Annotated in this window: 10 protein-coding genes; 5 read left to right on the top strand and 5 right to left on the bottom strand. The window is 63.3% G+C overall.

Annotated features, from left to right (window positions below; translation table 11 throughout):
• Positions 1–27: 27 nt before the first annotated feature.
• Positions 28–1,983 carry an acetate--CoA ligase gene (gene acs / locus EN949_RS06800; protein ID WP_013529021.1) on the bottom strand — a complete coding sequence of 652 codons (1,956 nt, stop codon included), beginning with the start codon at positions 1,981–1,983 and terminating at the stop codon, positions 28–30.
• A gap of 302 nt (positions 1,984–2,285) precedes the next feature.
• Between acs and EN949_RS06795 the strand changes: the two genes are divergently transcribed.
• Entirely contained in the window at positions 2,286–2,558 is a 273-nt protein-coding gene (locus EN949_RS06795; protein WP_013529022.1) for an usg protein, read from the top strand.
• 241 nt (positions 2,559–2,799) lie between these two features.
• Here the strand turns inward: EN949_RS06795 and EN949_RS06785 are convergent, their stop codons facing one another.
• Positions 2,800–3,834, bottom strand: a complete 1,035-nt coding sequence (locus EN949_RS06785; protein ID WP_063169459.1) for an aldo/keto reductase — start codon at positions 3,832–3,834, stop codon at positions 2,800–2,802.
• A 54-nt stretch (positions 3,835–3,888) separates the two neighbouring features.
• The gene (locus EN949_RS06780; RefSeq protein WP_127365736.1) at positions 3,889–5,070 is read right to left on the bottom strand and encodes an MFS transporter; all 1,182 of its coding nucleotides are present in this window, start codon (positions 5,068–5,070) and stop codon (positions 3,889–3,891) included.
• A 125-nt stretch (positions 5,071–5,195) separates the two neighbouring features.
• On the opposite strand from EN949_RS06780, the gene EN949_RS06775 reads away from it, so the two are divergent.
• The gene (locus EN949_RS06775) at positions 5,196–6,074 is read left to right on the top strand and encodes a LysR family transcriptional regulator (protein WP_127365734.1); all 879 of its coding nucleotides are present in this window, start codon (positions 5,196–5,198) and stop codon (positions 6,072–6,074) included.
• Between the two features lie 44 nt (positions 6,075–6,118).
• On the opposite strand, the gene EN949_RS06770 is transcribed toward EN949_RS06775, so the two are convergent.
• Together EN949_RS06770 and EN949_RS06765 are read right to left on the bottom strand one after the other, a co-directional pair.
• Entirely contained in the window at positions 6,119–7,168 is a 1,050-nt protein-coding gene (locus tag EN949_RS06770; RefSeq protein ID WP_127365733.1) for an aldo/keto reductase, read from the bottom strand.
• Between the two features lie 110 nt (positions 7,169–7,278).
• On the bottom strand, positions 7,279–7,941 hold the full coding sequence (locus tag EN949_RS06765; protein ID WP_063173292.1) for a YggS family pyridoxal phosphate-dependent enzyme: 663 nt from the start codon (positions 7,939–7,941) through the stop codon (positions 7,279–7,281).
• 155 nt (positions 7,942–8,096) lie between these two features.
• Here EN949_RS06765 and leuS point away from each other — a divergent pair, with 155 nt between their 5' ends.
• The 3 genes from leuS (at position 8,097) to EN949_RS06750 (ending at position 14,266) form a co-directional block, all read left to right on the top strand.
• Positions 8,097–10,721, top strand: a complete 2,625-nt coding sequence (gene leuS, locus EN949_RS06760; RefSeq protein WP_127371019.1) for a leucine--tRNA ligase — start codon at positions 8,097–8,099, stop codon at positions 10,719–10,721.
• Complete coding sequence (lptE, locus tag EN949_RS06755) at positions 10,708–11,286, top strand: LPS assembly lipoprotein LptE (RefSeq protein ID WP_013529029.1); 579 nt, start codon at positions 10,708–10,710, stop codon at positions 11,284–11,286. The genes leuS and lptE overlap by 14 nt, the downstream gene beginning before the upstream one ends.
• Positions 11,287–11,584: 298 nt before the next feature.
• Complete coding sequence (locus EN949_RS06750) at positions 11,585–14,266, top strand: DNA translocase FtsK (RefSeq protein ID WP_127366566.1); 2,682 nt, start codon at positions 11,585–11,587, stop codon at positions 14,264–14,266.
• The last annotated feature ends 77 nt before the right edge of the window (positions 14,267–14,343 follow it).

Here is a 14,343-nt window from a genome sequence, read left to right as displayed (position 1 = left end):
CGCTGACAGTGCCCAGCGCGGCCTGCATCAGCTCTTCTTGTTCTGCCGGTTGGCGACCAGATCATCGACGACGGCCGGGTCGGCCAGCGTCGAGGTGTCACCCAGGGCAGAAAAATCGTCCTCGGCGATCTTGCGCAGGATGCGACGCATGATCTTGCCGGAACGCGTCTTCGGCAGGCCCGGCGCGAACTGGATCTTGTCGGGCGAAGCAATGGCGCCGATCTCCTTGCGGACATGGGCAACAAGCTCCTTGCGCAGCTCCTCGGTGGGTTCGGCACCCTTCATCAAGGTGACGTAGCTGTAGATACCCTGGCCCTTGATGTCGTGGGGATAGCCCACGACCGCGGCCTCGGAAACCTTCTCATGGCTGACCAGCGCCGATTCGACTTCGGCCGTGCCCATGCGGTGGCCGGAAACGTTGATGACGTCGTCGACGCGGCCGGTGATCCAGTAATAGCCGTCGGCGTCGCGGCGGCAGCCGTCACCGGTGAAGTACTTGCCCTTGTAGGTCGAAAAATAGGTCTGCACGAAGCGGTCGTGATCGCCATAGACGGTGCGCATCTGGCCCGGCCAGGAATCGGTGATGCACAGATTGCCGTCGGCCGCACCTTCCAGCACCTTGCCCTCGCCGTCGACCAGCTGCGGCTTGATGCCGAAGAAAGGCCGCGTCGCCGAACCCGCCTTGAGGTCGGTCGCACCTGGCAGCGGCGTGATCAGGATGCCGCCGGTCTCGGTCTGCCACCAGGTGTCGACGATCGGCACCTTGCCGTTGCCGACGACGTTGAAATACCACTCCCAGGCTTCCGGGTTGATCGGCTCGCCGACCGAACCCAGCACGCGCAGCGACTTGCGCGACGTCTTCTTCACGTGCGCATCGCCGGCGCCCATCAGCGCGCGCAACGCCGTCGGCGCGGTGTAGAAGATATTGACCTTGTGCTTGTCGATGACTTCCCAGAAGCGCGACTGCGACGGATAGTTCGGCACGCCTTCGAACATCAGCGTGGTGGCGCCGTTGGCGAGCGGGCCGTAGACGATGTAGCTGTGGCCGGTGACCCAGCCGACATCGGCGGTACACCAGTAGATGTCGCCGTCATGGTAGTCGAAGACATATTGGTGGGTCATCGAGACGTAGACGAGATAGCCGGCGGTGGTGTGCAGCACGCCCTTCGGCTTGCCGGTCGAACCCGACGTGTAGAGAATGAACAGCGGGTCCTCGGCCTTCATCTTCTCGGGCTTGCATTCGGCTTTCACCGTCGCGATCTCGTCGTGATACCAGACGTCGCGGCCTGAAACCCAGCCGGTCTTGCCGCCGGTGCGTCGCACGACCACCACCTTTTCGACTTTCGTTCCGGCTTTCGCGGCGATCTCGATCGCCCTGTCGGTGTTTTCCTTCAAAGGGATCGGCTTGCCGCCGCGCAGGCCTTCGTCAGCCGTGATAACGAAGGTCGACTTGCAGTCGTCGATGCGGCCGGCCAGCGCATCCGGCGAGAAACCGCCGAAGACGATCGAATGGACGGCGCCGATGCGCGTGCAGGCCAGCATCGCATAGGCGGCTTCCGGGATCATCGGCATGTAGATGGTGACTCGATCGCCTTTCTTGACGCCGTGTTTCTTCATCACATTGGCGAGCCGGCAGACATGCTCGTAGAGCTCGTTATAGGTGACCTTCTTGTCGTCGTAGGGATTGTCGCCTTCCCAGATGATGGCGGTCTGGTTGCCGCGCTTCTTCAGATGCCGGTCGATGCAGTTGTAGGAAACGTTGGTCAGTCCGTCCTCGAACCATTTGATCGAGACCTTGCCGTCGAAGGAGGTGTTCTTGACCTTGCTGAACGGCTTGAACCAGTCGATGCGCTTGCCGTGCTTGCCCCAGAATTTGTCCGGGTTCTTGACGCTGTCGGCATACCATTTCAGGTAGGTGTCATTGTCGATCAGCGCGTTTTTCTTCCACGCCGGCTGGACGCGATGGACATGAACCTCGGACATTCCTGACTTTCCTCCCGAACCAATCGCCGGCTTGAAATGCCGGCGGGATCGCGGCGACACGGCCGCGAATTCGGCGGCATTATTACCAGTTCCGCCGTTACGGCAACATTAGACGTTGGATTCGCGCGGCGGGATGCCGCAGGGAGCTTCTCCAGGGCTGTCAGCACTCGAAGAGGTGCGCTGCTAACCGCATGTTTTCGCAAGCTAAAGCCGGTTCAGATGAAGAAAAAATCAATAGACGGTTAATCAGCGGCGCGCACAATCAGCCGTGGGAGGACAGGCGAATCAACCTGGGGACCGTCATGCGCGACCATGCCGAAATGGACCTGATGCTCAAAGGCTATGGCTTGACCACTGCCAAGATTCTTTATCACTTTCCCGATCACCCGCATCTGCTGCAGAGCTTCATCTGGCAGGACTACGATCTCGCGCCGAAGTTTCCGGTGCTGATCAAGTTCATCGAATTCTGGAAGGCCAAGCTGGACGGGCCGCTGCATTCGATCAGCTACACCCACCAGAAGCTGATCGCGCCGAATGAATGGCGCAAGGTGGATGGGGAGTTTGTGCTGCACTAGGGGCAAGTTTCGCAGCAACGGCTTCTTGAGGTCGGCGTTCTACGACGCCCCCCTCTGTCCTGCCGGACATCTCCCCCTCAAGTGGGCAGATTGGCAGCTCCACCGACAACGCCGCCCCTTGTTACGCCTGCGATTGGCGAAAGTCGCCGCGACATCCGATCTCCCCCTTGAGGGGGAGATGGCCGGCAGGCCAGAGGGGGGCGCTGGCCCGCGAACCTTGCGCCATGACGGCCCGATGCGCTCAAACCACCGGCGGGTTCAACCGGGCAAAGCCTTCCTGCCGCCGATACGGGAAGTACGGGTAGGGCGCGGTGACTTCGCTTGCCGCGTCGAGCTGCCTTATCTGCCCCGGCGTCAAGGTCCAGCCGACGGCGCCGAGGTTCTGGCGCAACTGCTCCTCGTTGCGGGCGCCGATGATGACCGACGATACGGTCGGGCGCTGCAGCAGCCAGTTGATGGCGATCTGCGGCACGGTCTTGCCGGTTTCCTCGGCCACGACATCGAGGGCATCCATCACTCGATAGAGATGCTCGTCCTCGACCGGCGGACCGAAGCTTGCCGTGTCGTGCAGCCGGCTCTTTTCCGGTAGGGACTGGCCACGGCGGATCTTGCCGGTCAGGCGGCCCCAGCCAAGCGGGCTCCACACCAATGCACCGACGCCCTGGTCGAGGCCGAGCGGCATCAGCTCCCACTCATAGTCGCGGCCGACCAGCGAATAGTAGACCTGATGGGCGACATAGCGCGGATAGCCTTGGCTGTCGGCTTGCGCCAACGACTTCATCACTTGCCATCCGGAGAAGTTGGAGACGCCGACATAGCGCAGCTTGCCGGCACGGATCAGGTTGTCCAGCGTCGACAGCACCTCCTCGATCGGCGTGCCGGCATCGAAGGCGTGTAGCTGCAAAAGGTCGATGTAGTCGGTGCCGAGGCGCCTCAGCGCATCATCCACGGATCTGATCAGCCGCGAACGTGACGAGCCGTAATCGCCCGGCCCATCGCCCATCGGCAGCGCGGTCTTGGTCGAGATCAGCACGGCATCGCGGCGGCCTTTTATCGCGTCGCCAAGCACCTGTTCAGAAGCGCCGTTCGAATAGACGTCGGCCGTGTCGAACAAATTGACACCGGCCTCCAGGCAGATGTCGATCAGCCGCCGCGCTTCCCTGGCGTCGCTGTTGCCCCAGGCGCCGAACAGCGGGCCGGAACCGCCAAAGGTTCCCGCGCCGAAGGAGAGTGCGGGCACTTTCAAGCCCGATGCACCGAGACGTCGATAATCCATCTTTTTACTCCTGGTGGTATGAAGGGGTGTCGAAAGCGGGTTTGCAGAGGACGGTCACGAGCGGATGGAGGCAGGCTCGCCGAGCGCTGGGGTGCGATCGAGACGCAGCGCCAGTCCCGCCACGGCGAGTGCCGCGAGCGGCAGCAGGGCGGCGACCCAGGTGAGGGAACCCAGACCAAGGCCGTGGGCAATCACCGCGCCGCCAAGCCAGGCGCCTGCGGCGTTGCCGAGATTGAAGGCGGCGATGTTGAAGGACGAGGCGAGGCTTTGGCCGGCACCTTGCGCCTTGTCCAGCACCCACATCTGCAACGGCGCCACGGTGGCAAAGGCGGCGGCACCGAGCAGGCCGACATAGATGACGGCCATCACCTGGCTGTGGATGGCGAAGGTCATCGTTGCGAGCACCAGGGCCAGCACCACCAGACTGCCCAGCACGGCCGGCACAAGCCAGCGGTCGGCGACCTTGCCGCCAAGCAAATTGCCGGCGATGAGACCGCCGCCGAAGACGAGCAGGATCGGCGACACGGCTGCTTCCTTGAAGCCGCTGATCTCGGTCAGCAACGGAGCGATATAAGTGAAGACGGCGAAGACGCCGGCATAGCCGAGCACGGTGGTGGCGAGGCCGAGCAGGACGGGGGTGCGGCGCAAAACGGCGAGATCGGCGCGCAGGTCGCTCTTTTCGGGCGCCGTCCGGCTGCGTGGCACCAGAGCCAGGATGACGGCGAAGGCGGCCACACCGACCACTGTCACGGCCCAGAAGGTCGCGCGCCAGCCGAAGGCCTGGCCGAGCCATGTGCCGAAGGGCACGCCGAGGATGTTGGCGATGGTCAGGCCGGTGAACATCAGCGCGATCGCCGAGGCTTGTCTGTTGGGCGCGACCAAGCCGGTGGCGACCACCGAGCCGACGCCGAAGAAAGTGCCGTGGGCAAAGGCGGTGATGATGCGGGCGCCCATCAGCGTCCAGTAGTCGGGCGCCAGCGCGCAGGCGAGATTGCCGAGCGTGAAGATCGCCATCAGCGCCAGAAGCACGGTCTTGCGCGGCCAGTTGCCGGTGGCGATGGTCAGCAACGGCGCGCCGATGACGACGCCAAGCGCATAGCCCGAAATGAGCTGGCCGGCGGCCGAGATCGAAACGCCGAGATCCTTGCTGACATCGAGCAGCAAACCCATAATGACGAATTCGGTGACGCCGATGCCGAAGGCACCGGCGGCGAGGGCGTAGAGAGCAAGAGGCATGGCGGTTCCCACTTCGGCGATGATGAGCGCCTTGTCCAAATCCGCGCCCGACCCGGAAGATCGTGTTGCCATGCATTGTGAACCAGACTTGCTCCAGGCATATTTTCTGTGAAATAGATTCACAGATGGCCAGATCCGACACCAACCGCTCCGGCGAGATCGAAGTCTTCGTGCACGTCGTCGAGGCGGGCAGCTTTTCGGCCGCGGCACGCGCGTTGCGCATGACGCCATCGGCGGTTAGCAAACTGATCGCGCGGCTGGTCAGCCGCTCGACGCGCAAGCTGCAACTGACGCCGGAAGGCAGCGCATTCTACGAGAGCGGGCTGCGCATCCTGGCCGACATGGCGGCGGCCGAGCGCGAGGCTGCGGCGGGTGCGGCGCCGCGCGGGCGGCTGCGCGTCAACACCTACGTGCCCTTCGGCGTGCACCGGCTGATCCCGCTTTTGCCGCGCTTCCTCGAACGCTACCCCGAAATCTCGGTCGATCTGGTGCTGACCGACAGCGTCATCGATTTGATGGCGGAGCGTGCCGATGTCGCCATCCGGGCCGGGCAACTCGGCGAATCACGGCTGGTGGCGCGCAAGCTCGGCCAAAGCCGGATGGTGGTGGTTGCCGCCCCGTCCTATCTTGGAGCGCGTGGGACACCGCGCCTGCCTGCCGAACTCGACCGTCATAATCGGCTTGCCTTCGGCTTTGCCCGCTACAGCGACGGCTGGCCGTTCGCGGACGGTACATCCTTCACGGTTCCCGTCAGCGGCAATGCGATGGCCAGCGATGGCGAAGCGATGCGGCTGATGACGATTGCGGGTGCGGGCATTGCCCGGCTGGCGCGCTGGCATGTCCAGCCCGATATTGCCGCCGGCCGGCTGGTGCCGGTGCTGGAAGACTTCAACCCTGGCGATGTCGAACCGACACATGCCGTCTATGTCGGCCACGGCAAGCACCTGCCGGCCAGAGTGCGGGCTTTTCTCGATTTTCTGGTCGAGACCGTGCGGATGGCCTGACATCTCCGGAGCCACGGCTCCCGAGATGTCAGCGGGGGCTGTATTTATGCTTTCGGCGTGAACGCCGCCGGACGGCGGCCCGCTGCCTGGCGCTCCAGCATCCAGCCTGGATATTCGGACGGCAGGGCGCTGACCTCGTCGAGACGAACCAGATCGTCGGTGTCGAGCTTCACCTCAGTGGCGGCAAGGTTCTGCTCCAGCTGCTCCATGCGGCTGGCGCCGATGATGACGCTCATCACGAAGGGCTTGGCCAGGACATAGCCGAGCGCCACCGTGGCGACGCTCACATCATGTTTTTTGGCTATGTCGCGCATGACGGCAACGGCCGCCCAGGCGCGGTCCTCATTGACCGGCGGGAAGTTGAAGGACGCGCGGCGGCCTTCGCCATTGCCGGGTGCGCCGGGGCCATATTTGCCGGAGAGCAGGCCACCGGCCATCGGCGACCACACCATCAGGCCGAGTTTTTCCTCGTTGAGCAGCGGCACGATTTCGCGCTCGAGATCGCGGCCGGCGATCGAATAATAGGACTGCACGGTCTCGAAACGGGCGAAACCCTTGCGCTCGGCGATGCCGAGCGCCTTGGCGATGCGCCATGCCGCCCAGTTGGAGACGCCGACATAGCGGACCTTACCGCTGGCAACCAGATCGTCGAGCGCTCGCAGCGTCTCGTCGATCGGCGTCACCGTGTCGGTGCCGTGCAATTGATAGAGATCGATATGGTCGAGCTGCAGCCGCTCCAAGCTGGCATCGACCGAATCCATGATGTGGCCGCGTGACGAGCCGCGCTGGTTGGGGCCTTCACCCATGGCGCCATGCGCCTTGGTGGCGATGACCACATTCTGCCTATTGATCTTGAGATCCCTGAGCGACTGGCCGAGCAACCGTTCGGATTCGCCAAAGGAGTAGACGTCGGCCGTATCGAAGAAATTGACGCCGGCGGCAAGCGAATGGGCAACGATCTCGTTGACGCCCTTCTGGTCGAGGCTGGCGATCAGGCCCCATTGGGCATTCTGACCGGCGGCGCCGAAGGTCATGGTGCCGAGGCACAGTTCGGAGACGAACATCCCCGTGTTTCCAAGCTGGTTGTAGCGCATGGTGGCGGCTCCAGAGAGTTTGTGAAGACGCAAAGCAAATAGGAACGGTACGTTTCGTTTCCAGTCCTGGAGCAACGAGCCTCTCGGATTGGCCCAAAGGCCGTTGCGTCTCAGCGAGTGCCGAAGATCGCCGAACCGACGCGGACGCTGGTGGCGCCGAAGGCGATTGCTGTTTCGTAGTCGCCGGACATGCCCATCGAGAGTTTGGCGACGTCGGCTTCCTTGCTAAGCTTCTCCAGCAGCGCGAAGTGGGGACCGGGGTTCTCATCGGCCGGCGGGATGCACATCAGGCCTTCGATAGCGAGGCCATGCACCTCGCGGCAGCGGGCGACGAAGGCCACGGCGTCGCGGGGCTCGATGCCGGCCTTCTGCGGCTCGGAGCCGGTGTTGACCTGGACATAGAGTTTTGGCGCGCGGCCCTGTTTGGCGATCTCCTTGGCGAGTTCGGCGGCGATCTTCTCGCGATCGACCGTCTCGATGACGTCGAACAGTGCTACCGCTTCCCTAGCCTTGTTGGATTGCAGCGGGCCGATCAGATGCAGTTCGATGTCGGGAAATGCGTCCTTCAGATCAGGCCATTTGGCTTGCGCCTCCTGCACCCGGTTCTCGCCGAAGACGCGCTGGCCGGCTTCGATGACCGGGCCGATGTCGGCGGCATCAAAGGTCTTTGAGACCGCGACCAGGGTCACGGCGCCGGCTTCGCGGCCGGCCTCGCGTTCGGCGGCGGCGATCTTCGCCTTGACCGCGAAAAATTGCTGAACGGCGTCACCCATATGCAAATCCTGCTGTTTTGACCGGCGTTTTTGTCAGACGCGGTACCCATATGGTTGACGGGTTTGCCAAACCATGGTGAACACCCGGACCACATTCCCTGAACTGCCGAGCCATCGCCCGCAGTTCGCGCATGCTTTTAAGTGAAAAACGTCCCATGGCAACCGAACGATACAATCCGCGCGCGTCAGAGCCCAAATGGCAGAAGGCCTGGGACGCCAAGAAGCTGTTCGAAGCGCACAATGACGATCCGCGCCCGAAATACTACGTGCTGGAGATGTTCCCCTATCCGTCGGGGCGCATCCATATCGGTCATACCCGCAATTACACGATGGGCGACGTGGTGGCGCGCTACAAGCGGGCCAAGGGCTTCAACGTGCTGCACCCGATGGGCTGGGACGCCTTCGGCATGCCGGCCGAAAACGCGGCGATGCAGAATAAGGTCCACCCCAAGGAGTGGACCTACCAGAACATCGCCACCATGCGCGAGCAGCTCAAGGTCATGGGGCTGTCGCTGGACTGGGCGCGCGAATTCGCCACCTGCGACGTCGATTACTACCACCGCCAGCAGATGCTGTTCCTCGACTTTGTCGAGAAGGGGCTGGTGACGCGCAAATCCTCCAAGGTCAACTGGGATCCGGAGGACATGACGGTGCTTGCCAACGAGCAGGTCATCGACGGGCGCGGCTGGCGCTCGGGCGCGCTGGTCGAACAGCGCGAACTGACGCAGTGGTTCTTCAGGATCACCGACTTCGCCCAGGATCTGCTGGATTCGCTCGAAGGCCTCGACGAATGGCCGGAAAAAGTGAAGCTGATGCAGCAGAACTGGATCGGCCGCTCGGAAGGCCTGCTGATCCGTTGGCCTCTGGCCGACGCCTCTGATGGCGAGCATGAGCTGGAAGTCTATACGACAAGGCCCGACACCATCTTCGGCGCTTCCTTCATGGCTGTCGCCGCCGATCATCCGTTGGCCAAGAAGGCCGCTGCGCACAATCCGGCACTGGCGAAGTTCATCGAGGATATCGGCCATATGGGCACCTCGGTGGCGGCGCTGGAGACAGCTGAGAAGAAGGGTTTTGACACCGGCCTCCGCGTCGTCCATCCGTTTGACGACAACTGGACGCTGCCTGTCTATGTCGCCAATTTCGTGCTGATGGAATACGGCACCGGCGCCATTTTCGGCTGCCCGTCCGGCGACCAGCGCGACCTCGACTTCGCCAACAAATACGGCCTGCCGGTGATTCCGGTGGTGATGCCGGAAGGCGAGAATCCGGCGACGTTCCAGATCATCGATGAAGCCTATGTCGATGACGGCGTGATGATCAATTCGCGCTTTCTCAACGGCATGAAGCCGGATCAGGCTTTCGACGAAGTCGCCAAACTGCTGGAGCAGAAGACGATCGGCAACCGGCCGATGGCCGAGCGCAAGGTGAATTTCCGCCTGCGCGATTGGGGCATTTCGCGCCAGCGCTACTGGGGCTGCCCTATCCCGATGATCCATTGCGAGGCTTGCGGCGTGGTGCCGGTGCCGAAGGCGGACCTGCCGGTGAAGCTGCCCGACGATGTCGATTTCGACCGCCCGGGCAATCCGCTCGACCGTCATCCGACATGGCGGCATGTGAAATGTCCGCAATGCGGCAGGGATGCGCGGCGCGAAACCGACACGATGGACACGTTCGTCGATTCGTCGTGGTATTTTGCCCGCTTCACCGCGCCGTGGGCACATGAACCGACCGATCCCAAGGCGGCCAACGAATGGCTGCCGGTCGACCAGTATATTGGCGGGATCGAGCACGCGATCCTGCATCTGCTCTATTCGCGCTTCTTCACCCGCGCCATGCGGGAGGCCGGCCATGTCGATCTGGCCGAGCCGTTCAAGGGCCTGTTCACGCAAGGCATGGTGGTGCACGAAACCTATCGCGTTGGCTCGGCATCGAACGGCCGCTGGCTGGCGCCCACCGAAGTTCGGCTGGAGGACGTCGACGGCAAGCGCAGCGCCATCGAGATCGCCACCGGCGAGACCGTCTCCATCGGCCCGCTGGAAAAGATGTCGAAGTCGAAGAAGAACACGGTGAGCCCGGAAGACATCACCGATGGCTACGGCGCCGATACGGCGCGCTGGTTCATGCTGTCGGATTCGCCTCCCGAGCGCGATGTCGAGTGGACCGACGATGGCGCCGCCGGCGCGCATCGCTTCATCCAGCGCATCTGGCGCCTGGTGTCGACGGCGGCGGAAACACTGGCCGGCATCAAGCCCGTGGCGGCCAGCAGCGGCGAGGCCGCGGTGGTTTCCAAGGCCGCGCACAAGATCCTCAAGGCGGTCGGAGAGGATATCGAGAAGCTCGCTTTCAACCGCGCCATCGCCCGCATCTACGAACTGGCCAACGCGCTGACCACGCCGCTTAACGAGGTGGCCGAAGGCAAGGCCGATGCAGCGCTGAAAGGCGCCTGCCGGCAGGCGGTGGAGATTCTCGTGCATCTGATCGCGCCGGTCATGCCGCATCTGGCCGAGGAGTGCTGGGCAACGCTCGGCGGCACCGATCTCGTTGCCGAACGGCCGTGGCCGGTCTTCGATCCGGCGCTGGTCGTCGACAACGAAGTCACCTATCCGGTACAGGTCAACGGCAAGAAGCGGGGGGATTTGACAATTGCCCGCGACGCGGACCAAGGTGCGGTCGAAAAAGCGGTATTGGCTCTCGACTTCGTGCAGAAAGCACTCGAAGGGAAGGCTCCGCGCAAGGTGATCATCGTGCCGCAGAGGATCGTCAATGTCGTTGCCTGATCGGGAAAAGACAGAGTTGAGCCATTTGCTGCGCCGCATGGCGCTTGCCGGCCTGATAGGTTCGCTCGCGCTTGTCTCGGCCTGCACGGTGCGGCCGCTCTATTCGAGCGCGCCACTGTCGGGTTCGCAGGCCAGTGCCAGTGCCGAACTGGCGTTGATCGGCATCAAGCCGGTCAATACGCGTTACGGCCAACAGGTGCGCAACAATCTCATTTTCGGGTTTGGACGAGGCGCCGGCGAGCCGGCCTCGCCGGCCTATTCGCTCAATCTCGGCGTGACCGAAGCGGTCGAGTCCGCGGCACTTGTGCAGGTCGGAACCGACGAAGACGAGCCGACCGCCGGTTCCGTGACGCTGACCGGCAGCTATACGCTGGCCGATGCGAAGACCGGCGTGGTGATCGCATCCGGCAAGCGTTCGATCACCTCGTCCTTCGACAGGCCGCGTCAGGAATTCGCCGCATACCGGGCGCAGATCGACGCCGAGAATCGCGCTGCGCGAGAGTTGGCGGAAGCGCTGCAGCTGTCCATTGCCCAGGACCTTGTCCGGCACGGCAAGACCGGCTAGCGCACCTCATCTGCTTCACGAAAACGGTGGCGCCCCAGGCATGACGGGATGATCGTGGGATCATGACCAGATTCCCGAACAGAGCCAGATTCTGAACAGAGATTGTCCGAAGAGACCCATCGGCCTGCTACGGCACAGCGAGTAGATCGCGCCACCGGCGAGGCGACGATCGTGCCACGTCGCTCGCAGACTGCCACGAAGATTTTGGCGCTCAGGATCGTCGGCGACCCATCCGGGAAGCAACTGTTAACCACTCGCTCCCTATTGCTCGGCAGACATTTCACAGTGAGTCTTGAGAATGGAAGCCAAGCGTTTTTCCCGGGTCAATTTGTCGACGGCCGCACCGCCTGATGATCCCGAGGGGAAGCGCTTCGAGAGCATTGGCGACAGGGGTGATCAGCGAAGTTCTTCCGCCGCAGGCGCCCTTGATCGTATGGCTCGCAAGGAGCCGGACGGTCGGCAGCCCGCCACACGCCAGGCCGGCTATTCCGCGCCTATGGTCGATCTCGGCGGCAACAAGCGGCCCTATATGGAGCCGCGGAGTGGCTCGGACGACACGCCTTCGAAAATCGGCGATATCGAGAGCCCTGCCTGGCAGGAATATTTCTTCCTTGCACCCAACGTGCGTTTTACACGCACGCCGGATTATGAGGCCAGGAAGCATCATCCGCAGCACGAGCGTGTCGTCGAACACGGCGCGACGCGCCCGGCACAGCAAGCCGTTGCGCAACCCATGGTCGGCAGGGCGTCCTCCGCGCCCTCGCTCCTGGCATTGCCGGCGTCGGTGAAAAGCCCTGCCTCCCAGCCGCAGACCGGGCACGCCACGCAAGGGCCACTGCCGCCGGCTGCTGCTTTTGTCCCGTCCGTGCGCGCCAGGGAGAGGGTGCCAGCCGTTGCGCCGGTGCCGCCGAGGACGGTCGCAACGGGACGGGCATCCGCGCGTGCGTCCGTTGCTCCGGGCGCCCCGATCAAAACCGAAAGGCTGCGCTGGCCATATCTTTCGGATCATGCCTTCTTCGAGGCTATGGCACCCTATCTGGTCGACGTTTCGCCGCCGGCCCGGCAAACCGGTTCAGCGTCGCCTGCGCCGCTCGCCGCAGCGCCAGTCACCACTATGCCGATCGACATCCGTCCGACGACAGGGACCGATGCCACCGCCTTGTTTCGTGTCATCGACTGCCTGCCGGGCCAGGCCTTGAAGCCGTTGCCGGATGTTTGGCCGGCCAATTCGAACCAGGCCGTCGCCCAACCTGACGTGCCGGCGAGCAATGCGCCGTCGCCGATCCAGCCTGTCGCAATTCCAGCCGCCAAAAGCGTCGCCGTTTCCGCGCCGGCCGCGCCAAGTGCGAACGTCCCTGCCAAGGCCGTTGGCGCCCGCTCTGCACGCTTGCCTGGGGCTGGAAAGGTCGTGCTGTCAACCGCGGGCGATCCCTATGAGCTTCCCTCGGAAGAGCTGTTGCAGCAGCCACCGGAGGGACAAGGCTTCTACATGTCGCAGGAGCGGCTCGAGCAGAACGCGGATCTCCTGGAAAGCGTGCTCGAAGACTTCGGCGTGCGTGGCGAGATCATTCATGTTCGTCCCGGCCCGGTCGTCACGCTCTATGAATTCGAGCCGGCGCCGGGCGTCAAATCTTCTCGCGTCATCGGGCTTGCCGACGATATCGCCCGCTCCATGTCGGCGATTTCGGCGCGCGTCGCCGTCGTGCCCGGCCGCAACGTCATCGGCATCGAGCTTCCGAACGAGATGCGCGAAACCGTCTATTTCCGGGAACTGATCGAATCCGAGGGCTTCCGCAAGACAAGCTGCAAGCTGGCGCTGTGTCTCGGCAAGACGATCGGCGGTGAGCCGGTCATCGCCGAGCTGGCGAAGATGCCGCATCTGCTCGTGGCCGGAACCACCGGCTCCGGCAAGTCGGTCGCCATCAACACCATGATCCTGTCGTTGCTCTATCGGCTGAAGCCGGAAGAATGCCGGCTGATCATGGTCGATCCCAAAATGCTCGAACTCTCTGTCTATGACGGCATCCCGCATCTGCTGACGCCCGTCGTCACCGATCCCAAAAAAGCCGTCACCGCGCTCAAATGGGCGGTGCGCGAGATGGAGGACCGCTATCGCAAGATGGCGCGCCTCGGCGTGCGCAACATCGACGGCTACAACGAGCGCGCCGCCCAAGCCCGCGACAAGGGCGAAACCGTCGTCATGACGGTGCAGACCGGCTTCGAAAAGGGCACCGGCGAACCGCTTTTCGAACAGCAGGAAGTAGACCTGGCGCCGATGCCCTACATCGTCGTCATCGTCGACGAGATGGCCGACCTGATGATGGTCGCCGGCAAGGAGATCGAAGGCGCCATCCAGCGTTTGGCGCAGATGGCGCGCGCTGCTGGCATCCACCTGATCATGGCAACGCAGCGCCCCTCGGTCGACGTCATCACGGGCACGATCAAGGCCAATTTCCCAACCCGCATTTCCTTCCAGGTGACGTCGAAGATCGACAGCCGCACCATCCTGGGCGAGCAGGGCGCCGAGCAGCTGCTTGGCCAGGGCGACATGCTGCACATGATGGGTGGGGGACGCATTTCCCGCGTGCACGGTCCCTTTGTCTCCGACGCGGAGGTCGAGCATGTGGTCGCACATCTGAAGGCACAGGGCCGCCCCGAATATCTGGAAACCGTGACGGCCGACGAGGATGAGGAAGAGGAGGAAGACGACCAGGGCGCGGTCTTCGACAAGGGATCGGTTGCAGCCGAAGACAGCGATGCGATCTACGACGAGGCGGTCAAGGTGGTGGTGCGCGACAAGAAGTGTTCGACCTCCTACATCCAGCGCCGCCTCGGCATCGGCTACAACCGCGCCGCATCCCTGGTCGAGCGTATGGAAAAGGAAGGATTGGTCGGCGCACCCAACCATGTTGGCAAACGCGAAATCATCATGGGCCGGCGCCAGCCGGCGACCGTGCCTGAGGATGACGGCGCGGACTGAGCGACCCCGGCCGTTATGGGATCATGCTTCAGGGGATGCTTCAGCTGCGGGTCAAGCTCGTGAATTCCATCACCTAT

The sequence above is a fragment of the Mesorhizobium sp. M7A.F.Ca.US.007.01.2.1 genome (assembly GCF_003998165.1).
Taxonomy (GTDB): Bacteria; Pseudomonadota; Alphaproteobacteria; order Rhizobiales; family Rhizobiaceae; genus Mesorhizobium; species Mesorhizobium ciceri.
This window is presented reverse-complemented; position numbering and strand designations above follow the sequence as displayed.